Origin of the sequence: Grimontia kaedaensis, from assembly GCF_023746615.1 — a bacterium.
Classification (GTDB): Bacteria; Pseudomonadota; Gammaproteobacteria; order Enterobacterales; family Vibrionaceae; genus Enterovibrio; species Enterovibrio kaedaensis.
Window position 1 is genome coordinate 1,632,513 of record NZ_CP082275.1, and the last position, 19,206, is coordinate 1,651,718.

Sequence of the window (19,206 nt, forward strand, 5' to 3'; positions counted from 1 at the left end):
AAGGAATAGTCTGCCATGACGGTACAGATTAACTTCTACAGCGATTTACTTTGCTTCTGGGGCTGGGTTGGCCAGCACTATAACGACAAAATTACCCATCTATGGGATAACTCCCATGTTCAATGGCAACATCATTACCTGGGGTTGTATGCCAACGTTCCAGAGAGGATGAGCACCATTGGTGCCGGTGAACGCGGGTACATGAAATATGCCGAAATTACCGAAAGGTTAATGGCGAAATTTGACGGTTTGGATGTTCATCCGGATTTGTGGCGTAAAGTCAGACCATCAAGTTCACTGATGCCGCATCAAGCGTTGAAAGCGGTGCAGTTTGTTGCCGGTAATGAGGTTGCGGTTGATCTCGAACATGCACTCCGTGAGGCGTTTTTTCGCGATGCAAGGGATGTCAGCCACTATGGCGTGTTAAAAGATGTGCTTGAGGAGTGTCACCTGGCGACGCCAGACATCATGGAGCACTTTTTGACGGGGAAAGCCCTGGCAGATGTCTACGGTGATATCAAGCATGCTGAGGAAGAAAAAATCCCGGGAAGCCCTGCGTGGGTTTTTGACTCCGGTCGTTATCGATTCTTTGGTCAAGTTGATATCGATGTACTTGCATTTGCCATTAATAATCTGGCGCGGGATTGATCATCCCGCTTTATCCTGAGGTGGATTATCTTTCAGTGTTTGATAGCCCGCCCAAATACGCGTTGCTGTGGTAATCCAGCAAAGTGCACCAAACGTCCAGGCGATTTCTGCAAAGTAAGCCGGGAACAAACAGAACAGGACAAAACAGGCGATGGTTTCCGTTCCTTCGGTTAAACCGCCAATGTAGTAAAGCGATTTGCTTTGATAGACGGGGTTTTCGATATTTCGTTTACTCGCCATGATCGCAAATGCGAGGAAGCTTGATCCTGTTCCCATAAAGGAAAAAACAAGGAACGTCGCAGCAACTGCGTTTTGGTCGGGATTTGCCAGCGCAAAGGCAAACGGAATCATCGCATAGAAAAGGAAATCCAACGTGATATCCAGAAATCCACCGGCATCGGTAATGCCTTGCCGGCGCGCTAATGCGCCATCTAACCCATCAAAAATGCGGTTCAAGGCGATAAACAGTAAACCCGCCCAATAATGCTCGTAAGCAATCGCGGGCAGCGCTAGCAAGCCAATCAGAAAGCCACTCACCGTGACTTGGTTGGCTGTGAGGCCGATTTTGTCAGGGATCTTGGCCGCTTGTTTTAAGGGCCAACGGATAAGGGCGATGGAGTAGCGATCAAGCATTGTTCTGCTCCGTATTCATAAAACCCACTTTCGAGGTCGTTTCCCTTTCTTTATTTGGCCAATGCAGCAAGGTACTCTCCACAGGCACGTCATCCTCATCATGCGTCACCATCACAGCCGCGATGTTGCGGTTTTTGATTTGCTTGAACACAAAGGCTCGGAAGGATTTTCGAAGTGGCTTATCCAGCTTGCTGAAAGGCTCATCCAGCAAGATGACTTTCGGGTGGGAGAGCAGTGTTCTCATCAAACTGATGCGGGCACGCTGACCGCCGGAGATTTGGTCTGGCGCTTTAAAAGCGATATCTGCGAGTTCTATTTCTTGTAACGTTGCCAGCGCACGTTCTTTTTTTTCGGCAGCGCTCATGGTGTCAGGCAAGCCAAACGCAAGGTTCTGCCACACATTGAGATGCGGGAAAAGTAGGTCATCTTGAAACAGAATCCCTACCGCCCGCTTTTCAGCAGGGAGTAATTGGATGTTTTGGCCATTGACCAGAATATCGCCTTCGCAATCAAACTCTGGTGAAAGGTGTCCGGCAACTGCGCTGAGTAGGGTGGATTTACCACAGCCACTGGGTCCCATGATAGATAGTACATCCCCATTTTCGACGAGGAATGACATGCCAGTGACCAAAGTGGCTTGATTAGATTTTATAGTCAGGTTTTGTACGGACAAACTCATTCACAGACTCTCTGGATTCATCATGTCGGGCCAGACGGCGGCGTGGGTCAGCTAATCGGCTGGCAGCCAATGCAAGGGCAAAGAAAACAAGCGGCAGAAAGGCTTGAATCAAACCATACACGGCGCTGATACGTCTATCCTGACCGCTGGCAAGACTGACCGCTTCGGTGGTTAATGTGGTGATACGTCCTGCTCCTAAAAGCTGGGTGGGCAGATACTGAGCGAAACTGACACTCAGACCAACAGCCCAAGCCAGTAAAATCGCAGGAATGATAATAGGCAGTTTCACCTGCCACCAGGCTTTAAACGGACTGTGTCCCAAGCTCCGTGCGGTTTGTGTTAGGCGCTTATCGAACGATTTCCAAGGCCCATCCAACGCGAGATAAACATAAGGGAAGGCAAACAGGATATGCGCCCAGATGGTAGCAGGGACGTGCCATTGCCCCGGTAACATGTATATGGCGACCTGAATACCGAACAGAATCGATAACTGTGGGATCAGCATTGGCACTGCAATGACCAATTGCGGCAGTGATTTGTGGTATTTATCGCGATACTCCAAACACCCGACGGCAAATATCAACGCAACAGTCGCGGATATCAGGCCAAGAATCAGGCTGTTGGTCGCCAGTTCAATCAGATGACTGGATTCCTGTTCCCAAAATCGAGTGCTCGTACGTGTCGGCCAGATATCTGGAAAGCGCCAGCGAAGGGCGAATGACCAAACCAGCAACAGGGGAATCATCATAAAAGGTAAAAGAGCGATGAACTTAAATAGATGTCGCCCCGGCAGTGAATAGGTTTTGCTGCCGCTGAACTGCCAGTTCTGCCAAACGTTAATCAGTACATATTCCAACAGGCGATATAAAAGCAGTGTGCCGAAACAGAGGACGAATAACGAAATCGCCCCCGCTGCTGCACGTGGCAGCATGGATAGGTCAGGGTCGTTAAACCATTGCCACACCAATACAGCAAAGGTGGTCGGCGAAGTTGGGCCCAGAATCATCGCTACATCAACGACGGATAACCCGTAAGCCAACACCGCATAAATCGGGAAGCGCATTTTCGGCAGCCACTGTGGGAAAACCACTTTCAACCATGCTGCTGTGCGGTTGTAGCCGAGGCTTTGTGAGGCCGTGAGCAAACGGTCTACTTGCATTTGCTTAAGTACAGAAAGGCTCATCAGCAGAAGGAAAGGGGTTTCCTTCACAGCCAGTGCCAGAATTAATCCAATACCGCTACTGTCCTGAACCAGCGACCAGTGGTAGGGCTGTTCTTGTCCGGTAAACAGCGAGATAAAACGGAATAACCAGCCTGATGGGGCAAAGGTAAGGGCAAAGCCAATCGCAAAGGCGACGTGGGGCATGGCCAGCAAAGGTGAAAGCCACTGTTCGATGCGCTTCCAGAAACGGGTTCCCCAACAGGATTGAAGGATAAGAAACGTAAACAATACGGCAAAGAAAGAGGCGGCAACACCGGTAAACAGGGTGAGCTGAATGGCTTTGTGAGTGCCGGGCCATTCTTGCATCGCGCGCCAACCATCAAGGCTGGGTTCGCTTAGTCCAAGAACGGGAAGATAGCTGACGGCAGAGAGTAACACGCCGCCAAGTCCGGGAAGGAGAGGTAAACAGCACACGACTAATGTCATTAAATACAACAGGCGTAACATGTTTACCTCATTTCACTTGAAGCGGTTGTTGTCGCTTCAATATTTACTCTAATTATTGACCGTAGCGCTTAAGCCATTCTTGCTCGAGCGCACCTTGCCAGCTTGGATGTGGCTCAGGCTGTGACTTGAAAAGAGGCTTGCTGTCAGACAATTTCACGACCGCTGGGTCACCCCAGTAATCACTGTTTGCTTTACGAGCCTGCGCTTCTTCGCTCATCAGGAAGTTGACCGCGACGAGAGCGCCTTCTTTCGCATTGGCGTTCCAAGGGATACCCATAAAGTGAATGTTGGACAGCGCACCCTTGTCAAAAGCAAAGGCTTTAGCGGAAGGCGCAAGTGTACCGTTTTTCACTGCCGTTTCAGCGGCATTAGGGTTAAATGTGATGGCGAGCAGCAACTCTCCATCATCCAACAACTGCATGGTTTCCGCGCTGGCTGCCGGGAATTGTTTCCCCTTACGCCAAGCTACGGCGTGTAATTCATCCAGATACTTCCAAAGCGGCGCTGTCACTTCATTAAAATCAGCTTGATCTGCAGGTTTGTAGAGCGGGGCAGTATCCATGCTCAGTTCCAACAATGCGGCTTTCAGGAAGCTGGTACCGTGGAAAGCCGGTGGTTTCGGGTAGGTGATTTTTCCCGGAAACGCTTTGGCCAGACTCAGCATCTCGTTGAAAGAGGCTGGTGGGTTTGCCAGTGTCTTTTCGTCGTGAATGAAAACTAACTGGCCTACACCCCAAGGTGCTTCCAAACCATTTGTTGGCTCGGTAAAGTCCTCTTTGACTGGCAAGGATTTATCAACAATCGACCAGCTAGGCAGGCTTTCAACAAACGGTCCAAACAAAAGGTCGTTTGATTTCATTGATTTGAAATTTTCACCATTAATCCAAACCATGTCTACACTGCCGCCTTTGTTCTTACCTGCGGCTTTTTCAGCAACCAGACGGTTGACGGTCTCTGCAATGTCAGACACTTTAACGTGTTGAAGCGTGACGCCGTAACGTTTTTTTAGTTCATCGCCAGCCCAACGTAGGTAGGCATTGATTTCCTGACTTCCGCCCCAGGCGTTGAAGTAAACCGTTTGGCCTTGAGCACCTTCTTCAATTTTCTCCCAGTTGGAGAGGTCAGCCGCTGACACGGCTGAAGTGAAGGCGAGGGCGCAAGCTGCGACGATGGATTTCAAATTCATGGTGATCAATCTTCCTTAATCATGGTTTGAGATTTGTTTGCACTGGATTCGTTACGCATCCAGGTGTGGAACTTCTCTACCCAAGCCAACAATCCTTGAGGAGCATTGTTCTGCTTCCAAACACCGGCAGTGTATTTGGTGGCTTCACTCATGGTTGGGTAAGGATGCACTGTACCGAGGATCTTGTTTAATCCAAGGCCGTAACGCATCGCTAGGGTAAATTCTGCGAGCAGGTCTCCAGCATGTGAACCCACAATAGTCGCACCCAGAATTTTGTCTTTGCCTTTCGGAGTGATGACTTTGATAAAGCCATGGTCTTCACCGTCTGCAATTGCGCGGTCTAAATCGTCGATACCGTAGTGAGCCACTTCATACTCGATACCTTGTGCAATCGCTTCTTTCTCGTTGATCCCGACACGGGCAACTTCCGGCGCCGTATAAGTCGCTGCGGGCATCACAGAGTAATCTGCTTTGAATTTTTTAAAGTCACCAAACAGAGCATTCACTGCGGCATACCAAGCCTGATGGCCTGCTGCATGGGTTAATTGGAATGGCCCCGCTACGTCACCAACTGCGAAGATATTTGGGTAGTTGGATTGCAGATATTCATTCACTTTGACAGTGCCGCGCTCAGTGAGCTCAACGCCGATGTCTTCAAGGCCAAAGCCTTTAGTGTTTGCGACACGACCAAGCGCCAGCATCACATAATCAAACTCGATGACAACTTCTTCGCCATTGTGCTCAAGGTAAGCACGTTGAACGTCGCCATCTTTCTCAAAGCGTGTGGCTTTGTGACCAAGCAGAATGTTCACGCCATCTTCTTTCAGGCCTTTTACGACCAGTTCGGCAGCGTCGGCATCTTCACGGATAAGCAGTTGGTCTGCCATCTCCACCAAGGTCACGTCTGTGCCGAGACGAGAGAAGCTTTGTGCCAATTCGCTACCGATAGGACCACCACCCAGTACCAAGAGCTTCTTAGGCTGCTCCTGAAGCTCCCATACGTTGTCTGAGGTCAGGTAACTGACTTCCTGTAGACCTGGAATACCAGGAACTAAAGGACGCGCACCGGTTGCGATAACAATGTTGCGAGTAGTCAGGCGTTGACCATTCACTTCTACTTCCCAAGGAGAGAGGATTTTCGCTTCGCCTTCGATACATTCCACGCCAAGCTTGGTGTAACGCTCGACAGAATCGTGCGGCTCAATGTCTGCAATGACTTTGTGTACGCGGCCCATTACCTGTTGGAAATCCACGGTAGGTTCGCCAACGTTCACACCAAACTCTTGCGAGCGTTTGATTTCATGCACGGCATGACCTGCACGAATCAAGGCTTTTGATGGCACACAGCCAGTATTCAGACAGTCGCCACCCATTTTGTGTTTTTCAATCAGGGTGACTTTGGCTTTTACCGCTGCACCAATGTAGGTAGTCACCAAACCACCGGCACCCGCACCAATCGCAATCAGGTTACGGTCAAACGTGGTTGGCTTTTGCCATTTGGCGTACACACGGCGCTTTTGAATCACGTTCATGATCATCTTGGCGATGATTGGGAACACACCCAACAGAACCAGTGACAACAATACACCTGGAGAAACGATGCCGCGCAGCGAATCGATTTGTGCTAACTGGGTACCAGCATTGATGTATACCGCAGTGCCCGGCAGCATGCCGATTTGGCTAACAATGTAGAAAGTCGCGGTGCGGATTGGCGTTAGGCCCATCAGCAGGTTAATCAGGAAGAACGGAAATACAGGGATTAGACGCAGTGTCAGAAGGTAAAACGGACCATCTTTCTCTACACCTTGGTTAATCGTGGCAAGGCGATCACCAAATTTGCTTTGCACAGAATCTTTGAGCAGGAAGCGGCTGACTAAAAAGGCAAGCGTTGCGCCAATGGAGCTGGCAAATGAAACCAGAAGCAATGCCCACCAAAATCCAAATAGCGCTGCGCCAAGCAGGGTAGCAATGGCAGCACCGGGCAGCGAGAGCGCGGTCATAGCGATATAGACAACAAAATAGATGATGCTTGCGGTAACAAAATTACTCGCAATGGTGCCTTTCAACGCTTCGTGCTGTGCTTTGGCGTTTTCAAGCGTAAACAGTGCGCCTAAGTCTAATGCGAACCACGCAATGAATATGGCTGCGATGACAGCAAGAACAGCTAACTTCTTTGTGTTCATTTCTGATCCTTTTCTGATGACGTTGTTCCACGAGTCTGTTCACTCGAAAACGGTATAACTGCAAGTGATTTTGCACAACACTAACTATGGCAAAAGTTTCCTTTTGGCTGAGCGAAATACACTTCATTACCAAAGAGTTAAACAGGTTTATTGTCAAAACTGTGACCGAGGAAGTCATTACGTCTCAGTCTGACGAAAGCAATACGTGGAGTTGCGCGCTTTTCCTAATTTTGCTTGCTGGATATGACCGAGGGGATTTGGGAAAAATTACAAAGTTCTTCAAATTTTTCGATGTTATATGTTTAGGCATGTATGTAAAAACCGTTACCACAAGAGTAAGTCATTGAGTGTAAATGACAATGTACGTGGCTGGCTCCATGTTGGATGTATCAGTCGGGTGGTTAGGCTTAACTTTACAGGCAGTATTTGGTGTATTGAAGTACCAGAATGCCAAGTGGAACGAGTGCAAGCGTTGTTGCGCCACCAATATGATAGTTACGGTGCCAGTAGCAACGTTGCGCAAAGCTGTTTAGCTTCAGCCCCCAGATCACTACAAGTGCATTGATGCCGCAGAAAAGGATAACAATGATGGTGAGGAACGAAGGGTCGACTGTGCTGTGTGTGTTGGCAGCGTATGAAAAAGCAGGGAAGAAGAAACAGAAAAAAACCGTCCACTTGAATCTGCGCGGCCACTTTCTAAAATGGTCGCGGAAAATTTTATCAATCTGATCAGGAAACGGCTTTGTGTAGTGCATTTCTCTATTGCCATTTGTCTATCTTCTCTTTTGGCATAGTTCAGATTTGGATGCACTGATAAGCGACAGGTGCCGATATGTCTCGTATGTGTGATATATGTCACAAATATGATTTTATAGTGTCTTTAGGTAGGTTGATCGCCTCACCGACAAAATCTTGGCTTTTTTACAACTTTTCTATGACAAATCCTTCTGCTGTAAGCAATGGTTCGTGATGTTACTTCCCATTATTTCTAACAAGAAAGTGTGTCAAAGAGAGAGTTAATTGCATTTTAGAGGCTTTATACGGTACGGAGTATCTTCAAGACATTGCTAAATAACAAACAGCCAATGGCGGAGAGAGGCTCATTGGCTGTTGGGGGGTATTTGGCGATTATTGGCGAAGGGTTTCGAGTAGCTCGTTTCTTCGCTGCGGTGTAATCACCGACCAGTGCTTGCCTTCAATGGCTCCCTCAAGTGCCCATAGTAGTTCTAGGCTAAGGGCATCATTGTGTGATTTTTGCAATGCTTGGTATGCACCGACCGCGCCAGCACGCTGTAACTCCTCGACGGATTCGATGCCGGCTTTTTTCAGCATGCGTTCCGTCGCAAGGCGAAGGTTTGGAAGATCTTTGATACGTGAAGGCGCAGCAGTCTTCTTTTCTTGCTGGTCTTCCTTTGCAATGTCTAATGCCTTAACCGCATGGTCCATCAGGAGGTCTGATTGGTCCCACCATTCTTGAGGTATTGCATAATATTTGGTGACAACAGGGAATCCACGTTTTTTGTAGACGTAAGGTTCCATGCTAAGCGCTTTGAATTCAGATTCATTAGCTGTGCCAGCGCGAAGATGAAGCTGGTCATTGACGACGAGCGCAAACATCGTCTCATCGCAAAATACACCAAAACCGCCAAACATTGAGCGGGATTTTATTTTACCCAGACATTCGAAGAACTTCAGTGTGTTTTTTAGAGTAGGTTTATCCATGTGACTTATTCTCAATCAATACGTTCCTGGATGAATGGTCAAGGAGTAACGTAGCAAAGCTAATTCAGAGAATTGTCAACGTACCGGGCGAACCGGATTGTGAAATGCTAACGTCATCGGTAGCTCCGCTACCAACACCAGAGAAATTCTCGGTGGTGTGAGGCCGGAAGCTTTGCGTCCCAGGCTTTCGCCATGGTTTGCCTTTTTCTTGACGAGATTTAGCTTAACCGAATCGCGTCATTTTGTCGTTATTGCTAGTCTAACAAAGTGTGATCCTAGTTCAGAACGAGCTCTATTGATGCCTTTGTAATTATTCCGTTCCCTTTGTTATTGAAGAAATTTCGACCATCGCACCCCTTTTACAGTATGAAATAAGGGTAGCACTAGAAATCTGGGCATTTTATTGATTTTGAGGTTCGTCGCAACAATAAGATCAATTTATTTATTAAACTTGTCAGTAATAAAAAAGCCTGAGCGCGATGCTCAGGCTTTTAGTATGAATATAGACTGTTTTAAGGTGTTAACCGTTAAGATTCTTTACAGAACGTCGCACGATCAACTCAGGTTGCATTTCAAAAATCTGTTGCTGATTTTCTTTGTTCGCCAGACGCTCCATTAAAAGTTTGATGGCCGTTTTACCCAAACGGTTTTTAGGCTGGTGAATCGTGGTTAACGGCGGTGAGAAAAAGCCTGCCAAATCGATGTTGTCGTAACCGATGATCGAAATGTCATTCGGCACATCCAAACCAGCCTGACGGAATGTACTGATCGCAGCCAGCGCCATAATGTCGTTAAAACAGAAAACAGCAGTTGGGCGGTCTTCAAGCACAACGAGTTTGTTAGCGGCTTCTACCGCAGAGTCACATTCGAAATCCGCTTCGACAATCCAATCAGGCTTGTATGTTAATCCTGCTTCTTCCAACGCTTTGCGGAAACCGTCTAAACGCTCTCTACAGGTCAATTTGTCCAGCTGACCTGAGATACAACCGATTTTGGTGTGACCGTTTTCAATGAAGTGTTTAGTCGCAATGTAACCACCAAGTTCTGCATTGTCTTGAATACAGTCAGTGTTAATGTGCTGTGTACCCCAGTCCATCACCACCATTGGCATATCCTGCTTCTTCTCTAGCAAAGAGAGCAGTTCTTCGTTCAGGTCAGAACACATTACAAGCAGGCCGTCCACGCGCTTTTCGGCCAGCATGCGCAGGTAATCACGCTGCTTGGAGAGATTACCTTCGGTATTACACAGGATAAGCGTGTAGCCCTCTTTATAGCAGTATTCTTCTACACCATGCACTACTTCCGCGAAGAAAGGGTTGGTTGATTTGGTGACCAGCATGCCAATAGTGCGGGTAGAGTTGCACTTCAAGCTCCGAGCCACTGCGCTTGGTGCGTAATTCAGTTCATCGACTGCTGCCCATACTTTCTTTGTCGTGTTCTCTGCAACAAAACGTGTCTTATTGATCACGTGCGAAACTGTTGTTGTGGAGACACCAGCGAGTCGAGCGACGTCTTTAATTGTTGCCATTCGGTAATCTTCTTATCGTTTTCATTGGCAGTCTCTGTCATATCGGACTGCACAAGTTTACGCCGCTTAACCGATCTGAATGTTTTCGATTCAATCCGACGGTATAAGCGGCGTATCAGGTTCGTTCAAATTATGTGTGCTTTCTTTCTCTTACTGACGCGTAATCTGACGCAATGCCCAAATAGTCTGAGCGTTATTGACGCAGAGGAGAAGAAACGCGCGAGGCACTTACATGAGTTTGTTGCAAAATTTCAGAAAATTCTCAATGCCAATCGCTTGCGTTCACAGTTTAATGTCAATGGTCCTACGCCGCAATTATTGTGTCTTAGAGACGTGCATAAGGTTGATGCGCATCATGCTAACCACATAGTGCGTACTTTCAGTTTCAGCTAACTGAGCGCCAGCTTGGTGATTTTGAACGGCTAGAAATAAAAAAGCCGGGAACAAGCCCGGCGTTATAACAGTGTGCTTGCGATTATTCGCCTTTCAGGAAGGCTTTATCCAGTTTGATAAAGGACACCAGCAGATTTGCTGCCGCTTTATAGAAACCAAACTTGTCGAACTGATGCACGGTTTGCTGGAACTGCTCAATCCAAGGCAGCATCATGGTTTCCAGAAAACGTTGCTGCTCTTGCATCATCGCTTCCTGCTTTTCCTCATCAGTTTCTTTGTTCGCGAGGATGGCCAGATTACCCATAAAGTCGAGTTCTACCGCCAAGTGATCAAACGGCTCGTTAAAGTCTTTACGTTGAGCAATACCGTACTTTTCCATCCACTGGCCCATTTCAACCGCTGGCTTATCGTTCAACAAACCGGTTTCGCCAATGTACATGGAGGCATAAGGCAGGGCGCCTGACTTGGGTGTGCTCAGGAATAAGCCACAGAAATCTGCCGCCAATTCAAGCTGCGCATCTTCTCTGACTTTCAGTTTCGCCAAAGCGCCACGTAGTTCGGAAATCGGGGCTTTCAATTCGTCAGTCATCGCCAACACGGAGTAATAGTTATCCATGTCACCGCCGTGATAGTTGTCCAGATCTTGCTGGGTCAACTCGGTCGCGAAGAGTGAAGACATCCACCAGTAAAATTCAGCGCGTTGCTCGTTGATGGCGATAAATTCTTGCATTGTCATTCCGTAAGTGAGGGATGTTTTTCGTTAATTCTAACCAGCTTAGAGTAAAAAAGGGCAGCCAAGCTGCCCTTTTTCTTCACACTGTCTCTTATGCGATATCCATCGCTGGGAACAGTGGGTTAACGTCGTCAACGGCGATAGGGCCGCTGAAGCCGGTCACTGCTGGTACTTTGCCAGTGTATTTCTCAATTTCAACCAGTGCGGTGTGCGCTGAGGTTGCCTGAGCCAGCTTAGAAGTCCCGATATCAACGGTCAGCACGTTTGGATCGCCGTAAGTACACAAAGTACCTGGTTTGCCACCTTCCAGCGGCGCATACCATGCACCTTCGTGGATACGACATACGCCAGACATGTAATCGTCTGTTACCACTGCACCAGCCAGTACCTGACCACGGTCGTTGAACACGCGCACGATGTCGCCAGACTTAATATCACGTGCTTTCGCGTCAGCAGTGCTGATGTAGCAAGGCTCGCGACCTGCTACCGCGTAAGTGCCGCGGTGGTCGTCAGACGAACACAGCTGCGAGTGCAGACGGTGGTTCGGGTGACAGCTTTGCAGGTGGATAGGGTACTGCTTCGACTTAGGACCACCGTGGCTACGTTCTACTTTTTCGAACCACATTGGGTGACCCTGACAGTCGTCGTAACCCATGTCAGCGATAGTCTTACAGTAGATCTCGATCAGACCAGACGCGGTGCCCAGTGGCTCCAGATCCGGCTCTTTACGGAACGCTGCGTGACGAACCCACTCTGAACCTTCTGGGAATGCGATGAATTGCTCTTCTTCCCAGAATTTAACGAAGTTAGGCATGCGAACGCCGATACCACGACCTTGCAGACGGGCACCGTTGTAGATTTCTTCAATCCACTCCATCTTGGTCTTGCCGCCGGTGAAGGCTTCTTCACGATCGTAACGGGTACACAGCTCACGGAAGATATCGAAATCGTCTTTCGCTTCGAACATTGGCTCGACGATTTGTTTCATCGCGATGATGCCTTTATTCGAGTGGTTACCGAACTGCTCGATGTCGTTACGCTCGTAAGTGGTGGTCGCTGGCAGAACGATGTCTGCAAAGCGGCAAGTCGCTGTCCACTGATGCTCAACGCTGACAACCGTTTCCAGGTTACGCCACGCTTTGATCATGCGGTTACGATCCTGGTGGTGATGGAATGGGTTGTTACCACAGAAGATAGCCATCTTCATATGTGGGAATTTCACGCTGTGGCCGTTGAACTGGATAGTGGTACCCGGGTTCTCGATACAATCAACGAAACGTGCAACGGGAATGTAGCTTGAGTACCCGTTGTAGCTGCCGCTGTGGATTGGATCAACGCCAGTCACTGAGCTGAAACCAGACATCAGTGGACCCGCAGAAGTAATAGTTCCTGCGTCGTTGTAGTGCCAACCAAAGCCGAAACCACCGCCTGGCAAGCCGATTTGACCCAGCATGGCAGCCAGAACCACGATCATCCAAGCGTATTGTTCGCCGTGCTGCATGCGCTGCAGACACCAACCCGCGATGATCTGGGTGCGGCCATTTGCCATGGTGCGCGCCAGTTCGCGGATTTGATCAGCTGGGATGCCACAGATTTCTGCGGCCCATTCAGGCGTTTTCGCTACGCCGTCTTTCTCACCGGTCAGGTAAGGAACGAACTTGTCGAAACCTGTGGTGTAGTCAGCAAGGAACTGCTCGTCGTAGAGCTTCTCAGTGTATAGCGTGTGCGCGATTGCCAGCATCAGAGGCACGTCAGTTTGTGGGTTAACCGCAACCTGAGAACCGCCGAAGAATTTGTAAGATTCGTTCTTCACCGGGTCAACGTGAATCACGTTGATTTCGCCTGCTTTTACTTTCTCAGCCAGTTGCTGGTAGTAACCGTAAACGCTGTGGTCCGGAACCAGCCAGCCCACTTGCAGGTTCTTGATTGGGTCAGAACCCCAGATCACGATGTTTTTCGCGTTTTCCAGAACCAGCGGCCAAGAAGTTTGTTGCTCATAAACTTCCATCGCACCCGCAACGTAAGGCAGCACAACCTGCGCAGAACCGGTCGAGTAGTCGCCCACTTTTGCCAGGTAAGTACCGTGCAGGCTGATAGCACGCTGCATCATAGTACCAGCGGTGTTGAATTTACCGCATGACTGCCAGCCAGAGTGACCTGCGTACAGTGCGCTTGGGCCATAGGTGTTTTGAACACGCTCCAGCTCGTGGTGGAAGAAGTCCAGCGCCTGTGACCATGGCACACGCACAAATCGGTTGTCACCACGTTGTGATGTGTCTGATTTCCAGCCGTGCTTCAGCCAGTCGATGCGTACCATTGGGTACTTAACGCGAGAAGGGTTGTAAACCACTTCACGCACACCGTTCAGCATTGAGGTTGGGTGTGGATCGTTTTCAAACGCTACTGTGTCAACCCAGATACCGTTTTCAACTTTCGCGCGGAATGCACCCCAGTGTGAGCCGTGGATAACTTCACCAGAGAAAGTGTTTTTCGCTTCAGTCGCGGCCATTGCTTTGCGCGGTGCCAGAAGGCTGGAACCAATCACAACTCCCGCACTGGCGGTTAACATGCCAGAGAGAAAACGACGGCGGGAAATGCCTTGTTGTTTTTCAGTCGCCATGTAGAAGTCCTTATATTTTTTAATTCATCAGGGCAGATGCACGGGGCGCATCTGCCTCTTAGTATTCTCTTTACCGATTAGTGGGCGCCTGCACCGCCGGTATCACTACCGTGGTTCTGCAGATATTTCAGCAGTGTGCGCTCTTCGGTCTTGCTCAGACGGTAGTACGCACTCATCGCTTTCAGGCTTGAAATCCAGCCATTTGCAGTGAAGTGGCCAGGTGCCGGTGCTGCGTGACAAGAGTTACAGGTAGATGCGAACATTTCTGATGCATAGTCCCAGACTGGATCAATGCTCTGAACCAGGTGATCCTTGGTGATGTAGGCATTCACAGCCACTTGTTTCCAAGCGATGTTGGTTGCTGGATCCACTTCTTCAGAAATCACAGTCTCAGTCGCTTTCACATCACCACGAACGGTTGCCTTGAATACACGTTTACCCATGTACTCGGTCATCACGCGGCCTTTACCGTTGGTTTCGATCCAACCTTGAACACGCACTTTCAGCATGTCGCCTTCTTCGCCAATGACTTCTACTTCAGAAGCTGGCAGTAATTGGCCTTCAACCTTGCCGTTTGCATCAGCGGTAGCGAACAGGCTCTTCTCTTCGATAGAGAACAGTTTCTTCGAACCAGCCGGCGCGATCGCAGAAGCTGTCATGGTTTCGAATGTCTTACGGAAGCCACCTGCCATGTTTGGCAATTCGTGAGCGATACCTTTGTGACATTCGATACACGCCATATTTTCTTTCGCTGCAGGGATCATTTCTTTCATCGCCTGAACAGACTGCTTGTCGTGATCCATCGCTTCGTACGAGTGACAGGTTGTACAGGTTTTGTAGTTCTCGTCAGCCATGCGATCCCAGACTTTCTGGGCGAGTTCGAGTCTGTGCTCCTCAAACTTTTCTGGGGTATCAATCTTGCCCGTCACGAAGTGGTGGTAAACGTCTTTATAAGCGCCCATTTTGCGCCAGATTTTGCCTACGAAATCTTTAGGCTGGTGACAGTCTACACATTCAGCACGGATGCCTTTTGCGTTGCTGTAGTGAATCGACTGCTTATATTCCTCGTAGTTTTGCTGCATCGTATGGCACGACACACAGAACTCGGTTTGAGAGAAGTAGTCGAGAGACTTGTTCATCACGACCACGCCGGCAACCGTGATGACAGCACCGATCAGAACCAGCGCAAGGATGGAGTACTTCGCGCTAGGTTTGTTCAGCTTCTGCAATAGCTTTTTCATAAAAGTGGATACACCCATAAAAGTTTTTGTAGTTAGTGTTTGGGCCCTTTCCGGTAGCGTGTTTGGAAGCAAGCCAGCGCACTATAGCTACATGTTTTTGATGCGTTATTTTGTTGCGGGCATAGTAGCGATTGGATATGAATATGGTTCACCCAGAAAATGAACAGGCAAGCGGCAAATATGAACAGATATGAACAGGGTCGATTGTTAACGTGAAATGTGGGCTTTATGTGCTTCTAAATGTGCCAAAAATGACTTAATTGTCGCCTATCTCGCAAAATGACCCCTGGGTTTGTTAAATAACATGGTTGATTTGTCGCACATAAAACTGCAATAACCATGAGATAAATCAAGTTTGTTAGCAATTTAGGTGGTAAAGTGCGGCTCCTCATGACGATATGTGAACAGGGTAAATGTGACACATCACATCTTGGTCGTAGATGATGAAGCAGTGACTCGCACCATGGTGAGCGCATACTTCGAAAAACAGGGATATCACGTCAGTCAGGCCGCTGACGGCAAGGAAATGCACCAGATTATGAACGAGCAGCACATTGATTTAGTGCTGCTTGATATCAACCTTCCGGGTGAGGATGGGTTGATGCTGACGCGCCAACTGCGCAGCAAATGCGATGTGGGTATTATTCTCATTACCGCTCGAACTGACAGCATTGACCGAATTGTTGGCCTGGAGATGGGAGCAGACGACTACTGCACCAAACCACTTGAATTGCGTGAACTTCTTGTTCGAGTTCGTAATTTGCTCTGGCGCATTACCAAGGCGAATACTCAGCCTGAAATGCAGAGATCAGTAAAAGAAAGTGATAACATCGTGAAATTCAATGGCTGGATATTCGACATTGAACGCCGCGCATTGAGTAAAGGCGACAACGCAGTGAAACTCACCAAAGCAGAATATGAAATGCTGGTGGCTTTCACAGCGAACCGCAACCGGGTATTGAGTCGGGAGCGGATTTTGAACTTGATCAGCCATCGGGTCGATGCGCCAAACGACAGAACCATTGATGTATTAGTTCGACGTTTACGCAACAAAATCGAGGTCGAACCCAAAAAGCCGCAAATGTTCATTACTGTTCATGGCGAAGGTTACATGTTCGCGGGAAAATAACGTCTGCGAATTCTGAGAGAACTATGAATTACATTCCCTTTGAAGAATACAAACGTAAGTGGATTTTCACGCACCAGTCTATGCCTGTTGCTGAAGAAGATTTCGAGTACATTAAGCCGATGACAGAAGAGCGCGGTGGCCAGTTATGGCGCGATTTTGTCAGTCAGCAAAGCCCAACGCCGGATCACTTTGGTAAAGGTGATTGGGCGATCATGCGTGATGTGTGGCAGCAGGAATCAGATTGGCAGCACCCTTGGGAAGAGGAAGGTGAGTTACCAGAAGACGTATTGGCATATTTTCCATGGGAAGATAACGCCGTTGTATATTTCTGTTATGACAAAGGCAATATCGTGGAAACCCGCTGGGGAATGTTCAAGAAGTACTGGAAAAATTTCCTGTTCTACGATGACAAGCCACTACTGATTGGCCGCAAACGCAAAGAAGTGGCGATGTTCGAACAAGACGGCACAGTGAAGCTGGGTAAGCGTCCTTAGATAAACGACATTGTTTCAGTGATTTAGAAAGCCGGGATTGGATCCCGGCTTTTTTCGTTTCTATACCTAGGGGCTGTTCACCTTTGGTGATGATTTTTGCAGCATTTTGTAGGGGGTTTATGCAAGGCAGAGGCTTCGATGTGTAGCTAGCCTACATGAGAAGCTGATAACGCAGCAGAAATTCCCCGCAAACGCTGCCCGAAGGGTTCGACTGCACGTCCCGTACTCTAAGCGTTTTATGCTTTGTTGAGGTGTATTTGCTTAGAATGGCTAGGCGGTACACACCTTGCCGCGCCTAAAACGCTTATAGTAAGAACAAAATTTAACCACCAAAGGTCAACAGCCCCTGGGCAACCCGAAGAGGGACGACTTAGGTTGCCAGGATATAGGCCTGATTTTTGCAGGTTTTTTAACCAAAGACAAAATGTTGCCGCTTCTATTGGAAAGGATTTTTCATGAAAAAGTTAATGCTGGGTTTGATGGCTGCGGGTTTGGTATCAGGATGCAGTTATGTGTCCACTTATGGTGTGCACGGAAAATTGCTGGGAACTGAACAACAGATAGTGCAATGCGAATACGAGGCGGCGTTAGACACCTTGCAGCAGTTTACTGTGGTGGGCAGCAACAAAGAGAAATCTCAGGCTTTCAAATATATGGGTGTGGTCTATCAGGAAAAGATGGATTTAGAGGCCTTTAATCACACTGTTGACCGTTTTCTGTTCAGTGAAATGGGCAGGGGAGAAGGCCGTGCCCAAATAATCATGGAGTGGAATGAAGCACGTCGCGAAATTCGTGAAAAACGCCTGTACGAATTGGGCCGAGCAGAATGTTCTACAGACTTTACAACCACATCGTGAAACGTGGTTTCATTGCAAATGTGACTCGCTTTCCAGAGTAATATCTGGCTCGCAAAATTGCCGCATCTCAATAAAACATAAGGAAACTTTCTTATTGACCTCACAGTTTTCTTATTCATCAGGTACTAAATTACCTCTGTGTTCAAAATCAGTCAGTAATGCAAGGCCGCCACTTACAGACTGATTCTGAACCAAAAGACTTTCATTTCTTTCATTTGGTCCTATCAGCTGAAGGAAATTAATGAGAGGGCAGAACTCTAAATCTGCCAACGTAAAAACTCGAGGAAAACCAGCGTCGGTATTGGCCTATCAACGCTGGTTTTTTTCATTTCAGAGTTCTATCCACATAAAAAAAGAGAACCCCAAAAAGCTAGGTTCTCCGTTAGCAAAAAATGAAACTTTAGCGCAATGCCACTATTTCCTCGGGCTTTAACGCCAATCGAATAGAAGAGCCGTTCTCTATATGTTCAGCCCCTCGGCGATGCGGATCGTCGACCATCAATACTTGCCCTCCGACATCAATACTGTATCGGACTAAATGACCGAGAAACTCTTTGTGTTTCACTGAACCTTGCAGTTCAATTCGGTTGGGCACCATGTCTTCATCACAAATTTCGAGACTTTGGGGCCGGAAAACGAGAGACATTGCCCCGTTATCGGGATGATCAAAGGGAAAGCTAACCCCGAACTCTGTCATAAAGGTTTTTCCGTTAAGACCTTCGTGCAATCTGCCATTCAGCATATTAGCGGTACCCAGAAAATCGGCGACAAACTTGTTGGAGGGGTTGTCGTAGAGTTCCATGGGTTTGCCCACTTGCTGAATAACGCCTTGGTCAAGAACCGCGATACGGTCAGAAATGGTGTTCGCTTCTTCTTGGTCGTGGGTAACAAAAATCGTGGTTAGCCCAAGCTGACGCTGAAGTTCCAGTAGATCTCTACGCATTTGCTCTCTGAGGTTCGCATCGAGATTAGATAGAGGTTCATCAAGCAGCAAAACCCTTGGTTCAACCACAACGGTGCGGGCAATCGCAACACGCTGCTGCTGCCCACCGGAAAGCTGGGATGGTCGTCGTTCTGCCAAATGATAGAGACCGACGAGATTGAGAGCATTGTCAACGCGCTCCCTAATTTCCGATGTGGGAACTTTTCTCTCTTCAAGCCCATAAGCAACGTTCTGTCTGACTGTCATATGCGGCCACAATGCATAGCTTTGAAAGACCATGCCAACGTTTCTTCTCCACGGTGGAAGCGCTTTGATGTCTTCATCACCCAGTAATATTTGCCCTTGAGGTTCGGGGCCAAAACCTGCAATGGCGCGTAGTAACGTCGACTTACCTGACCCAGAAGGACCAAGGAAAGCAAAGAACTCTCCGGGCTCAATCTCTAAATTTACGCCTTTAAGAACCTCTGTCTCCCCGAATGCAAGGGTGAGATCTTTAATGGTTATTCCAACTTGCTGTTTGTTGTTCGGTTGCATAGTCATTCCTTAAC

At 48.2% G+C, this 19,206-nt stretch carries 16 protein-coding genes and 1 riboswitch; of the genes, 4 read left to right on the forward strand and 12 right to left on the reverse strand.

The window, feature by feature from the left end; genetic code table 11:
* Positions 1-15 precede the first annotated feature (15 nt).
* Positions 16-648, forward strand: coding sequence for a DsbA family oxidoreductase (locus K6Q96_RS07615; protein WP_251879199.1), 633 nt, complete (start codon positions 16-18; stop codon positions 646-648).
* Here the strand turns inward: K6Q96_RS07615 and K6Q96_RS07620 are convergent, their stop codons facing one another.
* From K6Q96_RS07620 to torC, 11 genes are all read right to left on the reverse strand, one after another.
* Positions 649-1,281 carry a CDP-alcohol phosphatidyltransferase family protein gene (locus tag K6Q96_RS07620; protein WP_251879201.1) on the reverse strand — a complete coding sequence of 211 codons (633 nt, stop codon included), beginning with the start codon at positions 1,279-1,281 and terminating at the stop codon, positions 649-651.
* Positions 1,274-1,960, reverse strand: coding sequence for an ATP-binding cassette domain-containing protein (locus K6Q96_RS07625; RefSeq protein WP_251879203.1), 687 nt, complete (start codon positions 1,958-1,960; stop codon positions 1,274-1,276). Before K6Q96_RS07625 ends, K6Q96_RS07620 begins: the two co-directional genes overlap by 8 nt.
* Complete coding sequence (locus K6Q96_RS07630; protein ID WP_251879205.1) at positions 1,923-3,629, reverse strand: ABC transporter permease; 1,707 nt, start codon at positions 3,627-3,629, stop codon at positions 1,923-1,925. Before K6Q96_RS07630 ends, K6Q96_RS07625 begins: the two co-directional genes overlap by 38 nt.
* Before the next feature lie 52 nt (positions 3,630-3,681).
* The gene (locus tag K6Q96_RS07635) at positions 3,682-4,815 is read right to left on the reverse strand and encodes an ABC transporter substrate-binding protein (RefSeq protein WP_251879207.1); all 1,134 of its coding nucleotides are present in this window, start codon (positions 4,813-4,815) and stop codon (positions 3,682-3,684) included.
* A gap of 5 nt (positions 4,816-4,820) precedes the next feature.
* On the reverse strand, positions 4,821-6,998 hold the full coding sequence (gene lpdA / locus K6Q96_RS07640) for a dihydrolipoyl dehydrogenase (protein WP_251879208.1): 2,178 nt from the start codon (positions 6,996-6,998) through the stop codon (positions 4,821-4,823).
* Positions 6,999-7,411: 413 nt separating this feature from the next.
* The gene (locus tag K6Q96_RS07645; RefSeq protein ID WP_251879210.1) at positions 7,412-7,753 is read right to left on the reverse strand and encodes a hypothetical protein; all 342 of its coding nucleotides are present in this window, start codon (positions 7,751-7,753) and stop codon (positions 7,412-7,414) included.
* A gap of 373 nt (positions 7,754-8,126) precedes the next feature.
* Positions 8,127-8,720, reverse strand: a complete 594-nt coding sequence (locus K6Q96_RS07650; protein ID WP_251879212.1) for a TfoX/Sxy family DNA transformation protein — start codon at positions 8,718-8,720, stop codon at positions 8,127-8,129.
* A 115-nt stretch (positions 8,721-8,835) separates the two neighbouring features.
* Positions 8,836-8,932: riboswitch (cyclic di-GMP riboswitch) on the reverse strand.
* Positions 8,933-9,240: 308 nt separating this feature from the next.
* Positions 9,241-10,248, reverse strand: coding sequence for an HTH-type transcriptional repressor PurR (gene purR / locus K6Q96_RS07655; RefSeq protein WP_251879214.1), 1,008 nt, complete (start codon positions 10,246-10,248; stop codon positions 9,241-9,243).
* 475 nt (positions 10,249-10,723) lie between these two features.
* Positions 10,724-11,371: a molecular chaperone TorD gene (gene torD, locus K6Q96_RS07660; RefSeq protein ID WP_251879215.1), complete on the reverse strand. Its 648-nt coding sequence runs from the start codon at positions 11,369-11,371 to the stop codon at positions 10,724-10,726.
* A 94-nt stretch (positions 11,372-11,465) separates the two neighbouring features.
* Positions 11,466-13,994 carry a trimethylamine-N-oxide reductase TorA gene (gene torA / locus K6Q96_RS07665; RefSeq protein WP_251879217.1) on the reverse strand — a complete coding sequence of 843 codons (2,529 nt, stop codon included), beginning with the start codon at positions 13,992-13,994 and terminating at the stop codon, positions 11,466-11,468.
* Between the two features lie 77 nt (positions 13,995-14,071).
* Positions 14,072-15,235: a pentaheme c-type cytochrome TorC gene (gene torC, locus K6Q96_RS07670; protein ID WP_434802161.1), complete on the reverse strand. Its 1,164-nt coding sequence runs from the start codon at positions 15,233-15,235 to the stop codon at positions 14,072-14,074.
* Positions 15,236-15,650: 415 nt separating this feature from the next.
* Between torC and torR the strand changes: the two genes are divergently transcribed.
* The 3 genes from torR (at position 15,651) to K6Q96_RS07685 (ending at position 17,715) form a co-directional block, all read left to right on the forward strand.
* A complete protein-coding gene (torR, locus tag K6Q96_RS07675) occupies positions 15,651-16,364 on the forward strand; it encodes a two-component system response regulator TorR (RefSeq protein ID WP_251879221.1) in 714 nt (237 codons plus the stop codon).
* Positions 16,365-16,387: 23 nt separating this feature from the next.
* Positions 16,388-16,858, forward strand: a complete 471-nt coding sequence (locus tag K6Q96_RS07680) for a DUF2947 domain-containing protein (protein WP_251879223.1) — start codon at positions 16,388-16,390, stop codon at positions 16,856-16,858.
* A gap of 455 nt (positions 16,859-17,313) precedes the next feature.
* The gene (locus K6Q96_RS07685) at positions 17,314-17,715 is read left to right on the forward strand and encodes a hypothetical protein (protein WP_251879225.1); all 402 of its coding nucleotides are present in this window, start codon (positions 17,314-17,316) and stop codon (positions 17,713-17,715) included.
* 400 nt (positions 17,716-18,115) lie between these two features.
* Here K6Q96_RS07685 and K6Q96_RS07690 read toward each other — a convergent pair whose 3' ends face one another.
* The gene (locus K6Q96_RS07690) at positions 18,116-19,192 is read right to left on the reverse strand and encodes an ABC transporter ATP-binding protein (protein ID WP_251879227.1); all 1,077 of its coding nucleotides are present in this window, start codon (positions 19,190-19,192) and stop codon (positions 18,116-18,118) included.
* Positions 19,193-19,206: the final 14 nt, after the last annotated feature.

What these genes read in the sequence shown, in the direction of transcription:
- K6Q96_RS07615 (WP_251879199.1), top strand. Translation starts at nt 16, where the DNA reads ATGACGGTACAGATTAACTTCTACAGCGATTTACTTTGCTTCTGGGGC.
- K6Q96_RS07620 (WP_251879201.1), bottom strand. Translation starts at nt 1,281, where the DNA reads ATGCTTGATCGCTACTCCATCGCCCTTATCCGTTGGCCCTTAAAACAA.
- K6Q96_RS07625 (WP_251879203.1), bottom strand. Translation starts at nt 1,960, where the DNA reads ATGAGTTTGTCCGTACAAAACCTGACTATAAAATCTAATCAAGCCACT.
- K6Q96_RS07630 (WP_251879205.1), bottom strand. Translation starts at nt 3,629, where the DNA reads ATGTTACGCCTGTTGTATTTAATGACATTAGTCGTGTGCTGTTTACCT.
- K6Q96_RS07635 (WP_251879207.1), bottom strand. Translation starts at nt 4,815, where the DNA reads ATGAATTTGAAATCCATCGTCGCAGCTTGCGCCCTCGCCTTCACTTCA.
- lpdA (WP_251879208.1), bottom strand. Translation starts at nt 6,998, where the DNA reads ATGAACACAAAGAAGTTAGCTGTTCTTGCTGTCATCGCAGCCATATTC.
- K6Q96_RS07645 (WP_251879210.1), bottom strand. Translation starts at nt 7,753, where the DNA reads ATGCACTACACAAAGCCGTTTCCTGATCAGATTGATAAAATTTTCCGC.
- K6Q96_RS07650 (WP_251879212.1), bottom strand. Translation starts at nt 8,720, where the DNA reads ATGGATAAACCTACTCTAAAAAACACACTGAAGTTCTTCGAATGTCTG.
- purR (WP_251879214.1), bottom strand. Translation starts at nt 10,248, where the DNA reads ATGGCAACAATTAAAGACGTCGCTCGACTCGCTGGTGTCTCCACAACA.
- torD (WP_251879215.1), bottom strand. Translation starts at nt 11,371, where the DNA reads ATGCAAGAATTTATCGCCATCAACGAGCAACGCGCTGAATTTTACTGG.
- torA (WP_251879217.1), bottom strand. Translation starts at nt 13,994, where the DNA reads ATGGCGACTGAAAAACAACAAGGCATTTCCCGCCGTCGTTTTCTCTCT.
- torC (WP_434802161.1), bottom strand. Translation starts at nt 15,235, where the DNA reads ATGAAAAAGCTATTGCAGAAGCTGAACAAACCTAGCGCGAAGTACTCC.
- K6Q96_RS07680 (WP_251879223.1), top strand. Translation starts at nt 16,388, where the DNA reads ATGAATTACATTCCCTTTGAAGAATACAAACGTAAGTGGATTTTCACG.
- K6Q96_RS07685 (WP_251879225.1), top strand. Translation starts at nt 17,314, where the DNA reads ATGAAAAAGTTAATGCTGGGTTTGATGGCTGCGGGTTTGGTATCAGGA.
- K6Q96_RS07690 (WP_251879227.1), bottom strand. Translation starts at nt 19,192, where the DNA reads ATGCAACCGAACAACAAACAGCAAGTTGGAATAACCATTAAAGATCTC.